Origin of the sequence: Kitasatospora sp. NBC_01560 (assembly GCF_045208415.1) — a bacterium.
Classification (GTDB): Bacteria; Actinomycetota; Actinomycetes; order Streptomycetales; family Streptomycetaceae; genus Kitasatospora.
The window spans coordinates 7,408,990-7,428,789 of record NZ_CP109364.1; the positions used below are offsets into that span (position 1 = coordinate 7,408,990).

Here is a 19,800-nt window from a genome sequence, read left to right on the forward strand (position 1 = left end):
GCCCCGTTCCTGCGGTCGGGCCGGATCAGCAGGGGCCGTCGTCGGACCAGACGCCCCACTGGCCGCTTGCAGACGGGTTCTCGTTCAGCGTCCACCACTTGGCGTGGTACTTGTGGCCGCTGTACGACACCTTGCTGCCGCCGGTGTACGTGGTGGTGGCGCTCCACGCCGGGTCGGCGCACGCCCCCGGCGAGGTCGGCGGCTGGCTGGTGGGCGGTTGGCCGGTCGGGGGCTGGCTGGTCGGAGGAGTGGTGGGCGGGGTGGCCCCGGCGAAGCGGACGGTGTACTTGGTGAAGTCCCAGTCGCTCTGCACCACGCTGGAGCACGAGCCGGAGAGGCCCGGGTCGACCGTGCCGGGGCACTGGCGGTCCCGGTTGACCGACCAGTACGTGTACCGGGCGAGCTTGTGGGCGAGGGCGAAGTCCAGCACGGTCTGGAAGTCCGCCTGGCGGAAGTACTCGGCCGCGTCGGTGCGCCCGTTCATCAGCGAAACGCCCTCGTGCGCGTAGGCGTTGGCCTCGGTCCAGCCGAAGGTGGTCTGCAGGATCTGGTTGAACTTCACCAGGGCGTCGGTCTGCGCCGAGGCCCCGTTGAAGCCGCCGTCGAACGGCATGATCGAGTAGTTGTCCGGCGTGAAGCCCTGCGACTTGGCCTCGTTGAGCATCTGCTGCCCGAACCAGCCGGTGCCCGCGTTGGTCCCGGCCGTGGTGATCGAGACGTACAGGCCCGGGTTGTTCTGCTGGAGGATCCGGGCCGCGCCGATCTCGTTGTGGATCGCGGCGGTGTTCTCGTACTCCGGCTCCTCCAGGTCGAAGTCGATCGCCTTCAACCCGTACTTGGTGACGACCTTCTGGTACCCGGCGGCGGTCGCCTCCGGTGTCCCGCAGGTCTGGCCGAGCTTGGTGCCGCCGTAGCCGCCGACCGAGACCGAGACGTCACCACCCTTGGCCCGGACGGTCTGGATGACCGCCGGCATGGTGGTGTCCGTGTCGATCGACGAGGTGCCGCCCCAGGCGGGCGAGCACCCGCCCTTGTCCAGGATGAACGCCAGCTGGAACGCCTTCTGGCCGGTCGCGTCCATCACCGCCGCCGCGTCGGGCGGGCTGTTGTCCTCGGGCATCAGGTACGGCGCGGAGGCGTACCAGTTGCTGCCCAGTCCGGTGCCGGCCGCCGCCGTGTCCGTGGCCGCCAGTGCGGACCCGGTCCCGGCCAGCGCCGCGAGGCCGCCGGCCACCAGGCCGAGCACCCCGGCGACCGCGACCGCGGTCCGGCGCGCGGTGCGCCGGTGCTTCTGTTCTCTGACCTGCTGCCCCGAATGCTGTGGGGGAAGAGCACGTTCCATCGGAAACCTCTCCAGGAAACGGCAGGAGGGGGCCCACCCGCGCCAACAGTGGGGGAGACGCGCCGGGCCCGGGGAAAGCCGACGGCGAAGCCGAGTCACCGAAGGCCCTCACTGGTATAGACCTGTCCCAGAAGTCAGTCAACCCCGAACAGGTCAAACCGAGTTCGCCGGCCCCACCGGTCCCTGCCGTCCGCCCGCCCGGGCCGCTGCGGTCGGCGGTCGCCCGCCGGTACACGTCATCCCGCCGACCGCCGGCCGGTTTCACACTTCGCGTCCTTCGGCCGGTCACCTCCGGTGTGCTGGTAGTGAGGGAGCGTCCACGTCCAGGAGGGGCATGGGTGCGTACCGGCGTGGTCGGGACGCGAACGGAGAACGAGCAGGTGTCCGAAACGGTGAAGCGTGGTTTCCGGGGGCTGCGGGACGAGTCCGCGGAGAGCACGAGGAAGATCATGGAGGACCTGGAGCGCCGGTCCTCCGTGTACAAGCGCAGGATCCGTGCCCGGATCCCGCGGGAGTACGTCGATGACGTCTGGGGCGAGGCCAGGCTGAAGATGATGACCCGTCTGACGAACGGTGAGGCCCCGGAGAAGCCCGGTGCCTACATGTGGGAGGTGTGCCGCACCTGCGTGGCGGACGAGCTCGCGAAGATCAACAAGCGGGCCGAGAATCTCATCGGTGACGACCTCTCCGTGCTGGAGACGGGTGTCCAACTCTCCGACAGCGCCGGCTACCTCGCCGTCAAGGAGGTGCTGGACCTCGTCCTGACCGGGCGCCAGCACCGCGCTTACGTCCTCACCCACGTCTTCTGCCTGAACGCCAGGGAGATCGCCGTGGCGACGGGCCTGAAGCACGCGACGGTGCGCAAGGACCTCAGTCAGGCGAGGAGGATCCTCTCGCGCCCCGATGTCCGTGCGCGCTTCGACTACCGGCCCCGGGAGCCGCGCATGTGAGCCAGGGCCCTTCCAGGGCGCGCGTGCAGTGTCGCCCGGCTCCCCTCGCCGGGCGACCGACGCAGGTCCGAGTGGGGTCCTGAACACACCCCGGCACAGCCCGTACACGTGCTGTGTAGGTCAGGAGAGAGAGGAACCGCGTGAACAACATGCTGAGGACGGTCGTGCTGACGATCGTCGCTGCGCTGGAGGTGTTCTGGGCCGCTGTGGTCCGCTTCGCCGACGGCCTGCGCAGCTCCAGGCCGGTCTGGGACACCCTCCCGGGCCGGGCTGCCGTCCGCGCCGAGCTGGGAACGGCCGCTTCCCCGCGGCGTGCGGCGATGACCGCCGACGGATCCCGGGGGGACGTGCGGTGACCGACATAACCGGGCGCCTGGAGAGCGCCTCCTGAAGTGGCCGGTGCCACGGCTTTCACAGCCGGGGCACCGGCCTCCGTCATTCCGGGCAGCTGCGCGGAGCGCGCGCGGCAGCCGTCCACCGAGGAGTCAGCCATGACCACCACCCAGCAACCGCAGGAGCCGGCCGCCACCGGCCGCCGGGAGCTCCTGGCGGCCGCCGAGCGCGACCTCGCCGGCCACCGGGCCGCGGTGACGCGGGCCGCGGCCGCACTGCGCGGGCTCAGGCGCGCCGAGCGCCGCATCCGCCGCCGCGAGCAGCTGCGCGCGGCCCGGCGCGCAGCGCGCGTCACCGCCGTGTACGGACTCGTCGCCGCCGGGCTGGGCTTCTTCGCCGGCGCGGTCGCGCTGCTGACCGAGGGCGACGCCGGCGGCCTCGCCTGGTTCGGCGCCGGCGCGGCGGCCTGGCGCACCGCAGCGGCCCTGCGCCGGTGACGCGCCCGCACCCCGCGGCCCGCCTCACGGCACGGTGCCCGCTCCGCCGCCGCTCTCCGAGGGCGCTCTCCGCCGCCGCTCTCCGAGGGCGCGTCAGCCGGTCGGTTAGGGTGGCCGGATGGGCGAGGAGCGGGCGGGCGAGGAGCGGCGGCCCGTCGCCGTCTGGGACGCCCTCCGGTCCGGGCCGCTGCGGTTCCTGCGGTCGGCGGCCCCGCTGCGCTGCTGGGCGCACCTGGTGAGCGGCGCCGTGCTGGGGCTCCTGCTGCTGGTCGTGCTGGTGCTGCTGCTGGCGGCCGGGCTGGCGCTGTCCGTGGTCGGCATCGGCCTGCTGGTCCTGCTCGGGGTCGCGCTCGCCGGTGTGCCGGTGGGGGCGCTGGAGCGCCGCCGGCTCCGGCTGGTCGAGCCGCTGCCGGTGCCCGATCCGCACCGCGCGCTGCCCGGTGCGGGCCGCGGGGCCCGGCTCCGGACCAGGCTGCGCGAGCGGGCGACGTGGCGCGAGCTCGGCTACACGGTGCTGTTCGCGTCGGTGCTGACCGCCGCCGATCTCGGGTTCACGGCCGTACTGGCGTTCTCCGCACTGCTGGTCGGCTCGCCGGTCGTGGTCTGGGCGCTGGCTCCGGAGACGGTGATGCTGATCCCCGGCCGGGCGGTGCCGGGCCCGGTCGAGGCGCTGCCGGCCACCGCCGTCGGGCTGGCCGGCCTGGTGTTCTGCGCCTACGCGGGCGCGCTGCTGACCTCCGGCCGGGTCCGGCTGGCGCGGCTCCTGCTGGGCCCGCGGGAGGAGGACCCCGCCCGGGTGCTGGAGCTGACGCGCTCCCGGGCCCGCCTGGTGGACGCCTTCGAGGCCGAGCGGCGCCGGATCGAGCGGGACCTGCACGACGGCGCCCAGCAGCAGCTGGTGGCGCTCAGCATGACGCTCGGGCTGGCCGCGTACGAGCTGGGCGGGCGGGGCGCGCCCGGCGCGGGCGGCGCGGGCGGGGACCGGGCCGCCGCACTGGTCGACCGGGCGCGCGGCGAGGCCCGGCAGGCGCTGGAGCAGCTGCGCGGGCTCGTCCGCGGCATTCACCCGCAGGTCCTCACCGACCACGGCCTGGCCGCCGCGGTCGCCGAGGTCGCGCTGCGCCATCCGATCCCGGTGGAGGTGGACATCGACCTTCCCGGGCGGCTGCCCGGCCCGGTCGAGACGACGGCGTACTTCACCGTCACCGAGGCGCTGACCAACGCCGCCAAGCACAGCGCCGCGACCGCGGTCACCGTCCGGGGCCGGGTCGAGGACGGCCGGCTGGTGGTGCAGGTGACGGACGACGGCCGCGGCGGGGCAGACCCGGCCGCCGGGGCCGGCCTGCAGGGGCTGGCCGACCGGGTGGCGATCCTGAGGGGAAGGCTGATGGTGACCAGTCCGATCGGCGGGCCGACCAGGCTCCGGGTGGAGGTGCCGTGCTCCGGGTAGTCGTCGCGGAGGACGCGGTGCTGCTCCGTGCCGGGCTGGCCGAGCTGCTCACCCTGGGCGGCCACCGGGTGGTCGCCGCCGTGGGCGACGCGACCGCGCTGGCCGCCGCGGTGGACGCGGACCGGCCGGACGTGGTGATCACCGACGTCCGGATGCCGCCCGGCTTCCACGACGAGGGCCTGCGTGCCGCCCTCGACCTGCGCGAGCGGCACCCCGGCCTGCCCGTCCTCGTCCTCTCCCAGTACGTGGCCACCCCGTACGCGACCCGGCTGCTCGGCGCGGTGGGGGCGCAGCCGGCGGGGCTCGGCTACCTGCTCAAGGACCGGGTCGGCGACGTCGCCGAGTTCCTGGACGCGCTGCGCCGGGTGGCGGCCGGGGACACCGTCATCGACCCGGAGGTGGTCCGGGTGCTGCTCCGGCAGCAGGCGGTGGACCGGGCGCCGGCCCGGCTGACCCCGCGCGAGCGGGAGGTGCTGGCGCTGATGGCGGAGGGGCTCAACAACCAGGCGATCGGCGGGCGGCTGAGCATCACGGAGGCCTCGGTGGTCAAGCACTGCGGGAACATCTTCATGAAGCTGGACCTCGATCCGGCCGAGGGCAACCGGCGGGTGCTCGCCGTCCTGGCTCACCTGCGGGGCGAGTAGGCCCCGCGCGCGGTGCGGGCGCCCGCGTCGGTGCCACTGCCGCCTCCCCGCGCCGCCCCGGTCGGTTCGAGCAGCTCGGCCAGCCGGCGGGCGGAGGTCTCCCAGGACCACTCCTCCCGCACCCAGCTCCGCCCGGCGGCCCCGATCCGGGCCCGCTCGGCGGCGGGCGCCGTGAGCAGGCGCCCGATCGCCGCCGCGACGGCGGCCGGGCTCCGGCCGTCCACGACCGTGCCGGTGGTGCCGTCGAGGACGGCGTCCGGTGCGCCGCCCGAGCGGCCCACGACCACCGGCAGCCCGGCGGCCGAGGCCTCCAGGAAGACGATGCCCAGGCCCTCGGCCTCCAGGCCGCCGCGCCGGGTGCGGCACGGCATGGCGAAGACGTCCGCCGCCGCGTAGTGGGCGGCGGTCGCGGCGTGCTCGGTGCCGCCGGCGAAGACCACCTCGCCCGGCCCGGTGTGACGCCGGGCCAGCGCGCGCAGCCGCCGCTCGTCCGGGCCCTGCCCGACCAGCACGAGGACCGCTCCGGGCACGCTGCGCCGGATCAGCGGGAGTGCGCGGATCAGGGTGTCCTGGCCCTTGCGCGGCACGAGCCGGGCGACGCAGAGGATCACCGGCCCGCCCGCGGCCCGGCCGTCACCGGCGCGGCCCGGGCGGAACAGTTCGGTGTCCACGCCGGGCACCAGCCGCTCCAGCCGGGCCCGCGGCCCCAGGGCGGGCGCGATCCGGGCCCGGGTGTGGTCGCCGAGGTAGGTGACCACGTCCACGCTGTCGCCGATCCGGCGGAGCAGCCGGCGGGCGCCGGGCGTGCGCGCCCACCAGATCTCGTGGCCGTGCGTGGTGGCGACGGTCCGCGCGATCCCGGGGGCCTGCCGGCGCAGCCCGGGCGTCATCGCGGCGAGCGGGGCGGCGGCTCCGAACCAGACCCGGTCGCAGCCGTGTGCGCGGGCTATCTCGGCGGTCCGCCGGGTGGTCCGGGGGGTGGGCAGCAGCGTCCGGGCCCGGTCGCGGACGACGGGGAAGGGCAGCGTCGCGTCGTAGGCGGCCGCCCCGGGCTCGGACGAGGTGTGGACGACGACGCCGCCCGGCAGGCGGGTGGCCAGGGCGTGGACGAAGGTCTCGATGCCGCCCTGGCGGGGCGGGAAGTCGTTGGTGACGACGAGTGTGGTGTTCATGGGGCGGGTGCAACCTCGGGTCGGGGGCGGTTCGGGCCGGTCGTGCGGGGGCGGTCCGGGCCGGTCGTGCGGGTCCGGAAGGACGGGACGGCGTGGACGGCGGGGACGGCAGCGATGCCGGGGGCGCCCGGCACGCCGGCCGGGAGGCGCGAGCGGCGGGCCGCGGGCCGGGCGCGGGCCGGCAGCCGGGCCCAGACGGCCAGCACGAGCGGCAGCGCCAGGTAGCCGAACCGCCCGGCCGGCGCCAGCAGGAAGGCCAGGCCGAGGCCGAGGGCCAGGCGGTCGGCGGCGCCGGTGACGTCCCGGGGCGGGTGCCGGACGAGCGAGACGGCGACGGCGAGCCCGCCGGCCAGCAGCAGGGCGACGGCGGCGTACCAGCCGGCCGGTCCGAGCCCGGCGAGCAGGTGACCGGGCAGCGGGCTGCCGGCCGGGGTGGGCAGGGCGCCGCGCCCGGTGGGGAAGGCGAACACCTGTTGGACCAGCGGCCCGGGTGCGCGCAGCGCCACCGGCAGGACCAGGGCGGCGGTGCCGGCCAGGGCCACCGCGGCGGCCCGCAGGGCGGCCCGCCGGCCGGCCGTACTCGCGAGCAGGGCGGCGGCGACGGGAACGGCCGGCCACGCCGTCCACTTGAGCGCGCAGGCCGCGGCGAGCACCAGGCCGGCGCCGGTGGCGCGGCCCCGCGCGGCGGCGGCGAGGGCGAGGCAGCAGAGGCCGGTCATCGGCAGGTCCACCCCGCTGACGCAGAGCGGCAGCGCGACCAGCGGCGAGGCGGTCAGCAGGGCGAGGCCGCGCCGGTGCGGGCGGCCGGTGGCCAGCAGGCAGCCGAGGAACACGGCGGCGCACCAGAGCCGGGCGTCGCCGAGCAGCCCGGCCGCCCAGCCGTCCGACCCGGCCAGTGCGCGCGGCAGGCCGAGCAGGGCCAGGCCCGGGAGGTACGGCGTGTACTCCGCCACGGTGTGCGGTTCGGGCAGGTAGGGCGAGCCCTGCCGGAGCAGCAGCCCGCCGGACCGCTCGATCACGCCGACCTCGCTCTGGCCCTGCCCGGTGACGACCAGCAGGAGCAGCGGGACGGCGACGGCCCCGGCCGCCGCGACCGCCGCCGAGCCGGCCAGGGCCCGTGACCGGGGCAGGACGAGCGCCGCAACGGCGGCGCCCAGGTAGCCGGTGGCGGCGAACACGCCCCACACCCGGTGCGGCCCGAGGCCGGAGACGAGCGGGAACGCGCCGGCGAAGACGGCGGCCGCCAGCCAGCCGGCGCACCACCCGGACGGGTGGTCGGCCCAGCTGCGCACGGCGGTGAACCCGGCGTCGGGGAGGGGGAGTCGGCGCCCCCGGACTCTGCGGTGGCCTCGGTGAATCAGCACCGTTCCATTGCAGCCGCGCAGATCAACGCGGTCATGACGGCCAGGTCGAGACCTGTGGTCGGGTTTCCCCTACCATCGCCGTTCGCGCTCACGTTCGGTGACCGTCGAATCACGTTCGGTGGCCGGTGATCGCTAGGGTGGGTGCCGTGGTGAGGTCCTGGGATGCGGCGGTGGAGCGGGCGCAGGAGCGGCTGACGGCGGTGGCCGGGCTGCGGGCGGTGGCGGCGGAGGACGGGCGGCGGTTCGCCCGCTGGGACTTGGCGTCCCGGGCCGAGGGGGAGCTGGCTGAGCGGCTCGACCCGGAGGCGCTCGACCCGGCCGCCGAACGGCGGCTGCGCGAGCGGCTGGGGGAGCCCGGCCGGGAGTGGCCGGACGGCGAGCTGTACCGGCGCAGGTACTGGCTGCTCGATCCGGGCGCCCCGCCCGGCGCGGACGGTTCGAGCGGCCAGGGCGGCCAGGGCGGACCGGACGGTTCGAGCGGCCACGACGGCTCGGGCGGCCCGGGCGGTGCGCCCGTCGGCACCCTGGCCGTCGACAACTGGACGAAGGGCCCCGGCCAGTTGGCCGTCTCCTCGCTCTACCTGCGCCCCTCGGTGCGGGGGCGCGGGCTGGCCGCCGCCGCGCTCGACGAGGTGTACCGGGCGGCGGCCGCCGAGGGGTTGCCCGGGTTCTGCCTGGAGGCGCACTGGAGTTGGCGGCATGCCGTGCGCTACTACCTGCGGCGCGGCCTCTGGGTGGTCTCCTGGAAGCGCGCCATCGGCCTGGCCCGGATGCCCCAACTCCCGCCCTACCGGGTGGTGGAGGACGGCGACCGGCTGGTCCTGCTGGTCGCCGGGCGGCCGGACGACTGGGTGCCGCTGCTCTCCGCCGGGCGCGAGGGCGGCCGGCTGCGGCTGGACGAGACGGCCGCGTACCGGGCCAGTGACGGCTGGGTGCACGACTTCGCGCGGTCGACGCTGGCGCTGCACCTCGCGCTCGCCGGCCGGCCGATGGTCCGCGGCCCGCAGTGGTGGGCGGAGGCCTGGCGCTGGGCGGAGCTCGGCGAGCCGGAGGGGCTGGCGTACCGGATCGAGCAGCTGCGGGCCGAGCCCGGCGGAACCGGCCCCCGGCCCGCCACGATCCCGGCCCCCGCTCCGACCGCCGCCGCCCCGACCGCCGCCGCCCCGACCGCCGCCGCCCCGACCGCCGTCGCCCCGACCGCCGGGGCCGCGGTGGGCCGGCCCGGTGAGCGGCTGGGAGACTCGGGGGATGGCTGAGATCGAGATCGACGGCGGGCCCGCCGAGGCAGGGCAGTTGGCCGCGCTGGGGCTGCTGAACTACGGACACTTCACCACCCTGCGGGCCGAGTCCGGCCGGGTGCGCGGCCTCGCGCTGCACCTGGACCGGCTGGTGCGCGACTGCCGGGTGCTGTTCGCCGCGGACCTGGACCGGAGCGTGCTGCGGCAGCGGATCCGCGCGGTGCTGCCGCCCGACGGCGGTGCGGTGATCGTCCGGGTCACGGTGTACGACCCGGGGCTCGGCCTGGAGCGCCCGGGCGCCCCCGCGGCGCCCCGCCTGCTGGTGACCACCCGCCCGGCTGCGGCGGCGGCCCCCGCCCCGCTGCGGGTGCGCACCGCGGCGTACCGGCGGGACCTGCCGGAGGTGAAGCACGTCGGTCTGTTCGGCCTGGTCCGGCACCGCCGGCTGGCCCAACTCGACGGCTACGACGACGTCCTGCTCACCGACCCGGACGGCCGGATCACCGAGGGCGCCACCTGGAACGTCGGCTTCCTCGACGGCGGCGGGGTCGTCTGGCCGGAGGCGGCCGTGCTGCCCGGCGTCACCGCGGCGCTGCTCGCCGGCGCGCACCCCGGCCCGCAACGGCGCGAGGCCGTCCACGCCCCCGACGGCCCCGGCCGCTTCGAGGCGGCCTTCGCCCTCAACGCGGGCGTCGGCGTCCGCCCGGTCGCGGCGATCGACGGCACGGCCTTCGACTCGGCCCACCCCGGCCTCGCCGCGCTGCGCGCCGCGTACGAGGGGATCGCGGGCGACGAGGTCTGACCCGGCCCCCGGCCCGGCCCCGGCCCCGTGGCCGGGCCCCGTGGCCGGGCCCCGGACCGAACGGGCAGCGGCGGGGTGGGGATAACCCCACCCCGCGTCCGCCAGCGGCCTCCATGGTGACCGCCCGGCCGCCTTCCTAGGCTGGAACACGTCGATGACCAGCGATGATTCCCGAAGGAAGGCCCCACCATGGCACCCCGCCGCGACCGCCGAGCGACCGAGCAGTACGGGCAGACCGAGCAGTACGGGCGGCCCGCCCACGCCGCGATCGAGCTGCGGGCCGTCCGGCGCAGCTACGGCCGCGGCGCCGAGACCGTGCACGCGCTGCGCGGCGTCGACCTGGCGCTCGACCGCGGCACCTTCACCGCGGTGATGGGCCCGTCCGGCTCCGGCAAGAGCACCTTCCTGCAGTGCGCGGCGGGCCTGGACCGGCCGGACGCCGGCGAGGTGTACCTGGGCGGCGAGGAGATCACCCGGCTGAGCGAGAACCACCTCACCAAGCTGCGCCGCAGCCGGATCGGCTTCGTCTTCCAGTCGTTCAACCTGCTGCCCTCGCTGACCGTGCTGCAGAACGTGCTGCTGCCGCAGCGGCTGGCCGGCGAGCGCCAGGACCGCACGCGGGCCAAGGAGTTGCTGGCCCAGGTCGGACTCGGCGAGCACGGCGGGCGGCGGCCCGGCCAGCTGTCCGGCGGCCAGCAGCAGCGCGTCGCGATCGCCCGCGCGCTGATCACCCGCCCGGACGTGGTCTTCGCCGACGAGCCGACCGGCGCCCTGGACACCCGGACGGCGCACGAGGTGCTCGGCCTGCTCCGCAACGCCGTGGACAGCCTGGGCGCGACCGTCGTGATGGTCACCCACGACCCGGTGGCCGCCTCCTTCACCGACCGCGCGGTCTTCCTGGCCGACGGCGCGCTCGCCGGCGAGCTGCACCACCCGGACCCGCAGGCCGTCGCGGACCGGATGGTCCGCCTGGCCGCCCGCCCGGTCGGAGTGGCCGCATGAGCAACGGACTCGCCCGCGCCTCGGTGCGGTTCCGGCCCGCCTCCTTCGCGGGCACCTTCATCGCCCTGCTGTTCGGCGCGGCCGTCATCATGGCCTGCGGCACCCTCCTGCAGACCGGGATCACCGCGAGCGTGCCGCCCGTGCGGTACGCGGCGACGCCGGTGGTGGTCGCGGCCGATCCGACCGTCTCGTTCACCCACAAGGTCGGCGAGGACACCCAGACCGAGGAGCAGGCCGTCCCGGAGCGGGCCCGGGTGGACGCGGCGCTGGCCGGGCGGATCGCCGCCCTGCCGGGTGTCGCGGCGGCCCGCCCCGACACCGCCTTCCCGATCCCCGCGACGGCCGGCCCGGGCGCACCCGGCCAGGACGGGGCCGGCCTGCCCGGCCTGACCGGCCGCGGCTTCGCCTCGCTCGGCATCGCCGGCGCGGGCGAGAAGCTGGCAGAGGGCCGCGCCCCCGGCGCCGGCGAGGTCGTCCTCGACGCGGACACCGCACGCGCCGCCCGCCTCGCCCCCGGCGCCACCGTCGCGCTGACCGCGCCCGGCGGCACCGGCAGCTACCGGATCTCCGGCCTCGCCGCCTCCCCGGGCGCGGCGCAGGCCTGGTTCGCCGACCCCGTCGCCGACCGCCTCGCCGGCCACCCCGGCCGGGTCGACGCGATCGCCGTCCAGCCCCGCGACGGGGTGACCGCGAAGGCCCTCGCCGCGCAGGTCCGCCAGGCCGTCGGCGGCGACGCGAAGGTGCTGACCGGTGACGGCCGCGGCAGCGTCGAGCAGCCCGAGCTGGCCGAGAGCCGGACGATGCTGACCGCCCTCGGCGGCTCCTTCGGCGGCACCGCCACCATGACCGCGGTCTTCGTGGTGATGAGCACCGTCGCCCTGGCCACCGGGCAGCGCGCCCGCGAGTTCGCCCTGCTCCGCGCGATCGGCGCGACCCCGCGGCAGATCCGCCGCACCATCGCCACCGAGGCCGTGCTCGTCGCGCCCGTGGCCGGTGCGCTCGGCATCCTGCCCGGGCTGGCGCTGGCCCGCTGGTGGTTCGACGAGATGGTGTCCCGCGGGGCCGTCCCCACGGCGGTCGGGCTCTCCGTCGGCCCGCTGCCGATGCTCGCCGCCGTCGGCACCTGCACGCTCGCCGCGCTCGCGGCCGGCTTCTTCGCCGCCCGCGGCCCGGCCCGGCTGCGGCCGAGCCAGGCGCTCGGCGCGGCCGCCGTCGAGCCCCGCCGGCCGGGCAAGGTGCGGACGATCGCCGGGCTGCTCTTCGCCGCCGGCGGCGTGTCGCTGGCCGCCGTCGCGGCCGGCCTCGACGGCAGCAACGCCGCCAACACCGCGCTCGGCGTGGTGATGTGCTTCCTGACGGCCGTCGCGCTGCTCGGCCCCTGGGTGGCCCGGGCCGCCGCCGGGGTGCTCGGCACCCCGCTGCGGGCCGCGGCCGGCGCACCCGGTTCGCTGGCCGCCGACAACACCCGGGCCAACGCCCGCCGGCTGGCCTCCGCGATCACGCCGATCGTGATGGTCACCGCCTTCTGCGGCACCCTGCTCTTCCTTCAGACCACCGTCCGCCACGTCACCGGCGAGCAGGTCCGCACCGGCATCACCGCCGACCACGTGGTCGCCCCGACCGGCCCCGGCCTGCCGGCCGGCACCGCCGAGGAGGCCGGCCGGGTGCCCGGCGTCGACGCCGCCGTCGGCGTGCTGCGCACCGGCGCCGTCTACCGCGACGGCGGCATGTTCGGCACCGCCACCGCCCTCGGCATCGACGGCGACCCGGCGAAGCTGCCGCGCGTCCTCGACCTCGGGGTGCGCAGCGGCTCGCTGGCCGCGCTCGGCGGTTCGGCCGACACCGTCGCCCTGGACGCGGGGCTCGCCGACACGCTCGGCGTCAAGGTCGGCGACCGGGCGCCGCTCTGGCTCGGCGACGGCACCCCGGCCCGGCCGACGGTCGTCGCCACCTACGAGCGCGGCCTCGGCTTCGGCCAGGTGCTGCTGCCCCGGGCCGCCGTCGCGGCGCACGTCACCGCCGGGTACGACAGCCAACTGCTGGTCGCGGACGCGCCGGGCGCCGACCGGGCCGCCGTCGCGGCGAAGCTGGCCGGGCTGACCGCTGCCGGCGGCGTGACCGTCACCGACCGGGCCGGCTACGCCGCGCAGGTCAACCGGGCCCAGGAGCTCAGTGCCTGGGCGAACACCGTGATGGCCGGCGTGCTGGGCGGCTTCGCGGCCGTCACCGCCGCCAACACCCTGGTGATGACGGTGCTGGACCGGCGCCGCGAGGTGGCGCTGCTGCGGCTGGCCGGGACGACCCGGCGCCAGGTGCGCGGCATGCTGCGCTGGGAGGCGCTGCTGGTCGCGGCGACCGGCCTCACCGTCGGTGCGCTGATCGCCTGGATCACGCTCGTCCCGGTCGCCCGGGGCCTCACCGGCGCCGCCCCGCACATCCCGGCCGGCATCGCACTGCCGCTGGCCGCCGGGGCCGTGCTGCTCTGCCTCGGTTCGACCGGCCTGCCGGCCCGGGCGCTGCTCCGCTCCCGGCCGGTCGCGGCCGGCGGCGGCAAGCAGTAGGGCGACCGGGCGAGGGCGAGGGCGAGGGCGAGGGGGCCCGGGGCCCGGCGGCGACGGGGGTGTCGCCGGGCCGCGGGCCGGCCCCGCACCGGCCCGCGGACGGGGGAGGGGCGGACGGACGGGGGGAGCAGGGGAGGCAGGGACCGAGGACGGAAGGGGGCCGGGGACGGACGGGCGGTGCGCGAGGGCTGCGCACCGCCCGTCCGGGTGAGCGGCCGGGCCGCTGGCCGGTGCATCGGAGTGGCCTCCGGTTCAAACACGCCGCAGAACCACTGATCGTGATGTCCGATCAGCTACGCTCGCCGCCGCGCCGCCCGGGGCAGAGCCGCCTCCGGGGGCGTTTCCCGTTCCCCTCCGGGGGCGCTCCCCGTGCCCGCACCGCCTCCCGGCCGAGCAGAGAGAAGCCCACTCATGAGCAGTCCTCCCGTGGCCCCCGCGCCCCGCCGGCCGCTGATCCTGCTGAGGGCGGCCGCCACCGTGTCGGCCGCCCTCGCCCTCGGGCAGACCGTGCTGGCCGGCAGCTTCCTCAACGGCCACTACGAGTCGCTCGCGCTCCACGCGGCGGGGGCGACGGCGCTGGCCGCCGCCGCGCTCGCCCAGCTGGTGGCGGCGCTGCTGGTCGGCCGGGCCGGCCGCGGGCCGCGCGGGCCGCTCGCGGCCGCGCTGGTGCTGACGGCGGCGGTGGTGCTGCAGACCGGTCTCGGCTACCAGCGCGCCCTGGGTCTGCACGTGGTGCTCGGCGCGTTGCTGGTCAGCGGCACCCTGTTCGGCCTGGCCGGTGCCTGGCGGCTGCCGCTGCCCGGCCGGGCGGGCGGCGCCGAGGGGCCCGACGGCCCGGACGGCGCCGGGCTGCTGCCCCGGCCGGGCGAGCCCGTCGAGGTGGCCCGGTGAAGCGCCGCCGGTTCCTGGAGATCGGCGCGGCCGCGCTCGGCGCCGGCACGGTGGGCGCCTTCGCGCTCCCGGCCGCCGCCCGGCTGCTCGCCGAGGCCCGCCCGGGCCGGCTGCTCCTCAGCGTCAACGAGCCGCCGCCGCCGTACCAGGTGCCGCTGCCGGTGCCGCCCGTGCTGCAGCCGGTGCGCAGCGACGCCGGCGCCGACTACTACGAGATCACCCAGCAGGTCGCCCGGCTGGAGATCCTGCCCGGCCTGCGGACCGAGGCCTGGACGTACGGCGGCAGCTACCCCGGCCCGACGCTGGCCGTCCGGGCCGGGCGGCAGGTGGTGGTGCGCCACCGCAACGAGCTGCCGGTGCCGTCGGTGGTCCACCTGCACGGCGGCCACACCCCGGCGGAGAGCGACGGCTACCCGATCGACCTGATCCTGCCGGCGGGCCCGGCCGCCCGTACGGGCGGCGCACCGGGGACGGCGGGCACGACCGGGATGCCGGGGATGGCCGGCATGGCGGGGATGCCCGGCATGGACCACGGCGCCGGGCGGACCAGCGAGGGCGAGCGCACCTACACCTACCCGGGCCGGCAGCGCGCGGCCACCCTCTGGTACCACGACCACCGGATGGGCTTCACCGGCCCCGCCGTCTGGCGCGGCCTGTCGGGCTTCCACCTCGTCCACGACGACGAGGAGGACGCCCTGCCGCTGCCGCGCGGCGAGCGCGACCTCCCGCTGATGATCGCCGACCGCGCCTTCGAGGAGGACGGCTCCTTCCGCTACCCGGCCCTCGACCCGACGCTCGCCGTCCCCGGCGTCACCGACGACTACATGAACGGCGTGCTCGGCGACGTCATCCTGGTCAACGGCGCCCCCTGGCCCCGGCTGGCGGTGGACCGCGCCCGGTACCGGCTGCGCCTGCTGAACGCCTCCAACGCCCGCCTCTACCGCCTGGAGCTGGACCCGCAGCCCTCCGGCGGCGGCGCACTCGTCCAGATCGGCAGCGACGGCGGCCTGCTGGCGGCGCCGGTCGCGCACGACGGGATCGAGATCGCCCCGGCCGAGCGCTTCGACGTCGTGGTGGACTTCTCCCGCTTCGCGCCGGGCACCTCCGTCCGCCTGATGAACCGATTCGGCACCGACCGGGACCGGGACGTGATGCGGTTCGACGTCTCCTCCCGCAGCGTCACCGACGACTCCGCCGTCCCCGACCGGCTCGCCACCGTCGAACGGCTCGACCCGGCGGCCGCCGTCACCACCCGTACCTTCGGCTTCCGCCGCAGCCGCAACGACGGCTGGACGATCAACAATCAGCCGTACCAGCCGGGCCGGGTGCTGGCCCGCCCGGCCCTCGGCACCACCGAGATCTGGCGGCTGTTCACCGACGTGCACCACCCCGTCCACGTCCACCTCGGCCAGTTCCAGGTGCTCTCCCGCAACCGGGCCGCCCCGGGCCCGTACGACGGCGGGTGGAAGGACACCGTCGACCTGCGGCCGGCCGAGACGGCGGAGGTGCTCGTCCGGTACACCGAGTACCCGGGGACGTACATGCTGCACTGCCACAACCTGGAGCACGAGGACATGGCGATGATGGCGGACTTCGTCGTGGAGTAGGCCCCGGGTGCTGCCCCGGAGCTGCTGGAGCAGACCGCTCGCGCCCCTCCTCACCCGTCCGGAGGAGCGCGGGCGCCCCGCCGCCCGGCCCGCCCCGGTGCTTCACCGCGCCGCCGCGCCCCGAGGTGCCGGGGCGGCGCGGTTGACCTAGCGTCGCGAGCAGGGATCCGCCGACCGAGGAGCCGTGCATGACCACTCCCGCCGAACGCCGCCGGCGCGGCCGGGCCGCCCGCGAGCTGGTCCCGCGCTCCGCCCACGGCCCGTGGATCCCCGCCGCCGACCGCCCCGACCCGGTCGCCGTCCTGGAGCAGCAGGGCGTCGACCGGATCGCCGAGCTGCTGCCGATCCGCTACGGCAGGATGGCCGACTCCCCGTTCACCTTCCTGCGCGGCGCCGCCGCCGTCATGGCGGCCGACCTCGCGGCCGGCGCCGACACCGGCATCACCGTCCAGCTCTGCGGCGACGCGCACCTCCTGAACTTCGGCGTCTACGCCTCGCCGGAGCGGGCCCTGCTCTTCGACGTCAACGACTTCGACGAGACCTACCCGGGCCCGTTCGAGTGGGACCTCAAGCGGCTCGCCGCCAGCGTGGCCGTCGCCGCCCGCGACAACCGCCACGACGAGGAGCAGGTCCGCCGGGCCGCACTCACCGCCGCGCTCGGCTACGCCACCGCGATCCGCACCCTCGCGGGGAGGGGCGAGCTCGACGTCTGGTACGCCCGGATCGACAGCGAGGACCTGCCCGCGATGGTCCGCAAGCCCAAGCGCCGCAAGCAGGTCGAGGCCAACCTCGCGCACGCCCGGCGCCGCACCAGCCTCCATGCCTTCGGCAAGCTCACCGAGACCACCGGGGACGGCCGCCGCCGGATCATCAGCGACCCGCCGCTGATCGAACCGCTGCCGAGGAACGAACTCCGCCGCGTCGGCAAGATCTTCAGCGACTACCGGGCCACCCTGGCCGAGGACCGGCGCGTCCTGCTCGACCGGTTCCACTTCGTGGACGCGGCCCGCAAGGTGGTCGGCGTCGGCAGCGTCGGCACCCGCTGCTTCATCATCCTGCTGGAGGGCCGGGACGAGCAGGACCCGCTCTTCCTCCAGATCAAGGAGGCGGGCCGCTCCGTCCTGGAGGAGCACCTGCCCCTCACCCGCCCGCACGGCGAGGCGCCGATCGTGCACGGCGGCCGGCGCGTCGTCACCGGCCAGCACCTGATGCAGGCCGCCAGCGACATCTTCCTCGGCTGGACGACCGGCCCGGCCGGCCGGCACTTCTACGGCCGCCAGCTGCGCGACATGAAGGGCTCGGCCGACATCGCCGACATGCGGCCCGCCGACCTGCGCGCCTACGCCGACCTCTGCGGCCGCACCCTCGCCCGGGCCCACGCCCGGTCCGGTGACCGCCTCGCCATCGCCGGGTACCTCGGCCGCGCGGACACCTTCGCCGAGGCGATCGCCGACTTCGCCGTTCGCTACGCCGACCAGACCGAGATCGACCATGCCGAGCTGCTGTCCGCCATCGAGGACGGCACGATCACGGCGCAGCACGATATTTGACGTTGCCTCAGGCTGCGCTGCACTGCGCCGCGTTGCCGCCGGTGGGCCGCCCCGGCTCGGGCAGGATCGCGGCGAGTCGCCGGAGCTGCTCGCGCTGGGACGGCAGGTCGAGCGCGCCCAGCCGGGCGACGACGTGCCGCGCGCCCGCGTCGCGGTAGCGGGCCAGCCCGGCGGCGACGTCCTCCGGCGCGCCGGCCACCACCGCCTGGATCTTCTCCAACTCCTCCAGCGGCAGGCCGTAGTTGGCCTTCGCGTACGCCTCCAGCACCGGCCGCCCCTGCTCCGGCCGGTCGTCGATCCGGACCGAGACGAACAGGGCCGGGGTGATGTCCGCCGCCGTGCGCCCGGCCTCCTGCGCCGCCGTCCGCACGTCCGCCAGGCCGGTGCGGTAGTCGGCCGGGTCCGGCGGGTACGGGAGCCAGCCGTCGTAGAGCCGGCCGGTGCGGGCCAGCGCGGCCGGGGCGCCGCCGCCGAGCCAGACCGGCGGGCCGCCGGGCCGGAACGGCGCGGTGGCGGGCGGGAGCGCGGCGAAGTCGTGGAACTCGCCCCGGAAGGAGTCTGCGCCGCTCCACAGTGCCCGCCAGAGCGCCACCGTCTCGTCCAGCCGTGCGAACCGGCGCTCCCAGGGCAGTTGCGACAGCTCGTACAGCGGCCGGCCGAACCGCCCGGGGAACCCGGCGCCGACCGCCACGGCCAGCCGCCCGCCGGAGAGCAGGTCGACGGAGGCGAGCGACTGCGCGGCCTGCACCGGCCGGCGCAGGAACGGCAGCAGGGCGCCGGTGCCGAGGGTGACCCGCTCGGTCACCGGGGCGAGCGCGGCCAGCATGGTGAGTGGCTCGATCCGCGGGCTGAGCAGCGAGTCGTTGGCGAAGAGCGAGGAGTAGCCCAACTCCTCGGCCTCGCGGGCGAAGGCGATCAGCTCGCGCGGGTCGCCGTCGGTGCCCCACTGGGCCTTGCCGGTCGGGAGAAGTACGCCGATGTCCATGCCGACGATCCTCCTGCCCGGCCCGCACGGCGACAATTCCCGCCGGGGAATGGCCGGGCCGCCACCGCACCGGCTACAACGGGCGGGTGAACTTTCCCCAAGCGCTCCGCGAGCGCCGCACCCGCAGCCGGATCAGCCAACTCGACCTCGCCACCCGGGCCGGAACGACCCAACGCCACCTCAGCTTCATCGAGTCCGGCCGGTCGGCACCGGGCCGGGGCATGGTGGTCCGGCTCGCCGAATCGCTCGACCTGCCGTTGCGCGAGCGCAACGCGCTGTTGCTGTCGGCCGGTTTCGCCCCCGCCTACCCCGAGAGCCCGCTCGACGGCCCCGACCTCGCCCCGGTGCGCGCCGCCATCGACCACATCCTCACCGGCCATCTGCCCTACCCCGCCGTGGTGGTGGACCGGCAGGGCACCGTGGTGGCCGCCAACCGCGCCCTCGACCTGATCACCGAGGGGGCGGCGCCCGAGCTGGTCGGCCCCGGCACCAACGCCTACCGGCTCGCCCTGCACCCCGACGGCCTGGCCCCCCGGATCCTCAACTTCGCGGCCTGGGCCCGCCACATCGTCGAACGGACGGCGCACCTGGGCGAGTTGCACGCCGAACTCGCCACGTACGTACCGGAGACGGTGGACCTGGCGGCCGATCACCTCGGCTTCGCCGTGCCGCTGCGCCTCCGCAGCTCGTACGGAGACCTGCACCTGATGACGACCGTCACCACCTTCGCCACCGCCGTGGACATCACGCTCGCCGAGCTGAAGCTGGAGGCCTTCCTGCCGGCCGACGAACCGACGGCCGCCGCGCTCCGGGCCGCGGGCCGGGCGGCGGAGGAGGCGGGATCGGGGGCGGCGTCGGTGGTGGCGTCGGCGTTGGCGGGGGCCACCGGCTGACCGTGCCCGGGAGGCACGGCGGGCAGGATCAGGCCCCCGGGAACTGGTAGTCGACCGTGACGCGGCCGTCCTCGTCGAGCAGCAGGACTTCGAGCCCGCTGCCGACCGGCTCCCCGCCGCCGACCGGGACCATCTCCCAGGTGAACCGGAGGCAGTTGCGCAGCCGGACGGCCGCCGCCCCGGCGCGGAAGGTGAACTCCCCGGGGGCGATGAACTCCTGGTGGCTGCGGGTGACCCGGGTCTCGATCGCGTCGTACCCGGACACCTCCAGCACGGTGTCGTCGAAGCCCAGCGCGGCCGCCCGGTCGCGGATCTCCTCCGGCGGCTGGATGAGGTGGACGCCGTCCTCCGTCCAGATCCGCTCGATCGCCTTGCGGCGCAGCGCGGGGTCCGGCTCGGTCCAGAGGGCGACGTAGCGGTCGGCGATGTCCTGCGGGGTGGCGGTGGTGGCCATGGTGCGCTCCTCGTGCGGTGTCGGCCGACGTTGTGTCGGCGGTGTATCCGGACGGCACTCATCCT

Annotated in this window: 18 protein-coding genes; 13 read left to right on the plus strand and 5 right to left on the minus strand. The window is 76.6% G+C overall.

The annotated features are described in order from the left end of the window. Positions 1 to 25: 25 nt before the first annotated feature. Positions 26 to 1,342: a chitinase gene (locus OH807_RS31935; RefSeq protein WP_406205947.1), complete on the minus strand. Its 1,317-nt coding sequence runs from the start codon at positions 1,340 to 1,342 to the stop codon at positions 26 to 28. A 380-nt stretch (positions 1,343 to 1,722) separates the two neighbouring features. Here OH807_RS31935 and OH807_RS31940 point away from each other — a divergent pair, with 380 nt between their 5' ends. From OH807_RS31940 to OH807_RS31960, 5 genes are all read left to right on the plus strand, one after another. Then, complete coding sequence (locus tag OH807_RS31940) at positions 1,723 to 2,292, plus strand: RNA polymerase sigma factor (protein WP_406205949.1); 570 nt, start codon at positions 1,723 to 1,725, stop codon at positions 2,290 to 2,292. A gap of 140 nt (positions 2,293 to 2,432) precedes the next feature. Next, complete coding sequence (locus OH807_RS31945) at positions 2,433 to 2,648, plus strand: hypothetical protein (protein WP_406205952.1); 216 nt, start codon at positions 2,433 to 2,435, stop codon at positions 2,646 to 2,648. Positions 2,649 to 2,783: 135 nt separating this feature from the next. Continuing rightward, complete coding sequence (locus tag OH807_RS31950; RefSeq protein ID WP_406205955.1) at positions 2,784 to 3,122, plus strand: hypothetical protein; 339 nt, start codon at positions 2,784 to 2,786, stop codon at positions 3,120 to 3,122. A 118-nt stretch (positions 3,123 to 3,240) separates the two neighbouring features. Further along, positions 3,241 to 4,572 carry a sensor histidine kinase gene (locus OH807_RS31955; RefSeq protein WP_406205958.1) on the plus strand — a complete coding sequence of 444 codons (1,332 nt, stop codon included), beginning with the start codon at positions 3,241 to 3,243 and terminating at the stop codon, positions 4,570 to 4,572. Next, the gene (locus tag OH807_RS31960) at positions 4,560 to 5,216 is read left to right on the plus strand and encodes a response regulator (protein WP_406205960.1); all 657 of its coding nucleotides are present in this window, start codon (positions 4,560 to 4,562) and stop codon (positions 5,214 to 5,216) included. The genes OH807_RS31955 and OH807_RS31960 overlap by 13 nt, the downstream gene beginning before the upstream one ends. Here the strand turns inward: OH807_RS31960 and OH807_RS31965 are convergent. Together OH807_RS31965 and OH807_RS31970 are read right to left on the minus strand one after the other, a co-directional pair. After that, on the minus strand, positions 5,198 to 6,388 hold the full coding sequence (locus tag OH807_RS31965) for a glycosyltransferase family 4 protein (RefSeq protein ID WP_406205963.1): 1,191 nt from the start codon (positions 6,386 to 6,388) through the stop codon (positions 5,198 to 5,200). The two genes, OH807_RS31960 and OH807_RS31965, sit on opposite strands and share 19 nt — an antisense overlap. Beyond that, complete coding sequence (locus OH807_RS31970; protein WP_406211298.1) at positions 6,385 to 7,635, minus strand: hypothetical protein; 1,251 nt, start codon at positions 7,633 to 7,635, stop codon at positions 6,385 to 6,387. The genes OH807_RS31965 and OH807_RS31970 overlap by 4 nt, the downstream gene beginning before the upstream one ends. A 263-nt stretch (positions 7,636 to 7,898) precedes the next feature. Here OH807_RS31970 and OH807_RS31975 point away from each other — a divergent pair, with 263 nt between their 5' ends. From OH807_RS31975 to OH807_RS32005, 7 genes are all read left to right on the plus strand, one after another. Further along, complete coding sequence (locus tag OH807_RS31975) at positions 7,899 to 9,008, plus strand: GNAT family N-acetyltransferase (RefSeq protein ID WP_406205966.1); 1,110 nt, start codon at positions 7,899 to 7,901, stop codon at positions 9,006 to 9,008. Next, positions 9,001 to 9,792, plus strand: a complete 792-nt coding sequence (locus OH807_RS31980) for an aminotransferase class IV (RefSeq protein ID WP_406205969.1) — start codon at positions 9,001 to 9,003, stop codon at positions 9,790 to 9,792. The genes OH807_RS31975 and OH807_RS31980 overlap by 8 nt, the downstream gene beginning before the upstream one ends. Positions 9,793 to 9,981: 189 nt before the next feature. Continuing rightward, positions 9,982 to 10,794 carry an ABC transporter ATP-binding protein gene (locus OH807_RS31985; RefSeq protein WP_406205972.1) on the plus strand — a complete coding sequence of 271 codons (813 nt, stop codon included), beginning with the start codon at positions 9,982 to 9,984 and terminating at the stop codon, positions 10,792 to 10,794. Then, positions 10,791 to 13,355 (plus strand): FtsX-like permease family protein, encoded by a 2,565-nt coding sequence (locus OH807_RS31990; RefSeq protein WP_406205975.1) that lies wholly within the window; start codon positions 10,791 to 10,793, stop codon positions 13,353 to 13,355. Before OH807_RS31985 ends, OH807_RS31990 begins: the two co-directional genes overlap by 4 nt. Positions 13,356 to 13,766: 411 nt before the next feature. Then, entirely contained in the window at positions 13,767 to 14,246 is a 480-nt protein-coding gene (locus OH807_RS31995) for a hypothetical protein (protein ID WP_406205978.1), read from the plus strand. Beyond that, complete coding sequence (locus OH807_RS32000; RefSeq protein ID WP_406205981.1) at positions 14,243 to 15,853, plus strand: multicopper oxidase family protein; 1,611 nt, start codon at positions 14,243 to 14,245, stop codon at positions 15,851 to 15,853. Before OH807_RS31995 ends, OH807_RS32000 begins: the two co-directional genes overlap by 4 nt. A 188-nt stretch (positions 15,854 to 16,041) precedes the next feature. Further along, the gene (locus OH807_RS32005; protein WP_406205984.1) at positions 16,042 to 17,403 is read left to right on the plus strand and encodes a DUF2252 domain-containing protein; all 1,362 of its coding nucleotides are present in this window, start codon (positions 16,042 to 16,044) and stop codon (positions 17,401 to 17,403) included. Positions 17,404 to 17,410: 7 nt separating this feature from the next. On the opposite strand, the gene OH807_RS32010 is transcribed toward OH807_RS32005, so the two are convergent. Next, positions 17,411 to 18,388, minus strand: coding sequence for an LLM class flavin-dependent oxidoreductase (locus tag OH807_RS32010; RefSeq protein WP_406205987.1), 978 nt, complete (start codon positions 18,386 to 18,388; stop codon positions 17,411 to 17,413). Positions 18,389 to 18,474: 86 nt separating this feature from the next. On the opposite strand from OH807_RS32010, the gene OH807_RS32015 reads away from it, so the two are divergent. After that, on the plus strand, positions 18,475 to 19,281 hold the full coding sequence (locus OH807_RS32015) for a helix-turn-helix domain-containing protein (protein ID WP_406205990.1): 807 nt from the start codon (positions 18,475 to 18,477) through the stop codon (positions 19,279 to 19,281). A 28-nt stretch (positions 19,282 to 19,309) separates the two neighbouring features. On the opposite strand, the gene OH807_RS32020 is transcribed toward OH807_RS32015, so the two are convergent. Next, positions 19,310 to 19,735, minus strand: coding sequence for a hypothetical protein (locus tag OH807_RS32020; RefSeq protein ID WP_406205993.1), 426 nt, complete (start codon positions 19,733 to 19,735; stop codon positions 19,310 to 19,312). Positions 19,736 to 19,800: the final 65 nt, after the last annotated feature.

What these genes read in the sequence shown, in the direction of transcription:
- OH807_RS31935 (WP_406205947.1), bottom strand. Translation starts at nt 1,342, where the DNA reads ATGGAACGTGCTCTTCCCCCACAGCATTCGGGGCAGCAGGTCAGAGAA.
- OH807_RS31950 (WP_406205955.1), top strand. Translation starts at nt 2,784, where the DNA reads ATGACCACCACCCAGCAACCGCAGGAGCCGGCCGCCACCGGCCGCCGG.
- OH807_RS31955 (WP_406205958.1), top strand. Translation starts at nt 3,241, where the DNA reads ATGGGCGAGGAGCGGGCGGGCGAGGAGCGGCGGCCCGTCGCCGTCTGG.
- OH807_RS31965 (WP_406205963.1), bottom strand. Translation starts at nt 6,388, where the DNA reads ATGAACACCACACTCGTCGTCACCAACGACTTCCCGCCCCGCCAGGGC.
- OH807_RS31980 (WP_406205969.1), top strand. Translation starts at nt 9,001, where the DNA reads ATGGCTGAGATCGAGATCGACGGCGGGCCCGCCGAGGCAGGGCAGTTG.
- OH807_RS31985 (WP_406205972.1), top strand. Translation starts at nt 9,982, where the DNA reads ATGGCACCCCGCCGCGACCGCCGAGCGACCGAGCAGTACGGGCAGACC.
- OH807_RS31990 (WP_406205975.1), top strand. Translation starts at nt 10,791, where the DNA reads ATGAGCAACGGACTCGCCCGCGCCTCGGTGCGGTTCCGGCCCGCCTCC.
- OH807_RS31995 (WP_406205978.1), top strand. Translation starts at nt 13,767, where the DNA reads ATGAGCAGTCCTCCCGTGGCCCCCGCGCCCCGCCGGCCGCTGATCCTG.
- OH807_RS32005 (WP_406205984.1), top strand. Translation starts at nt 16,042, where the DNA reads ATGACCACTCCCGCCGAACGCCGCCGGCGCGGCCGGGCCGCCCGCGAG.
- OH807_RS32010 (WP_406205987.1), bottom strand. Translation starts at nt 18,388, where the DNA reads ATGGACATCGGCGTACTTCTCCCGACCGGCAAGGCCCAGTGGGGCACC.
- OH807_RS32020 (WP_406205993.1), bottom strand. Translation starts at nt 19,735, where the DNA reads ATGGCCACCACCGCCACCCCGCAGGACATCGCCGACCGCTACGTCGCC.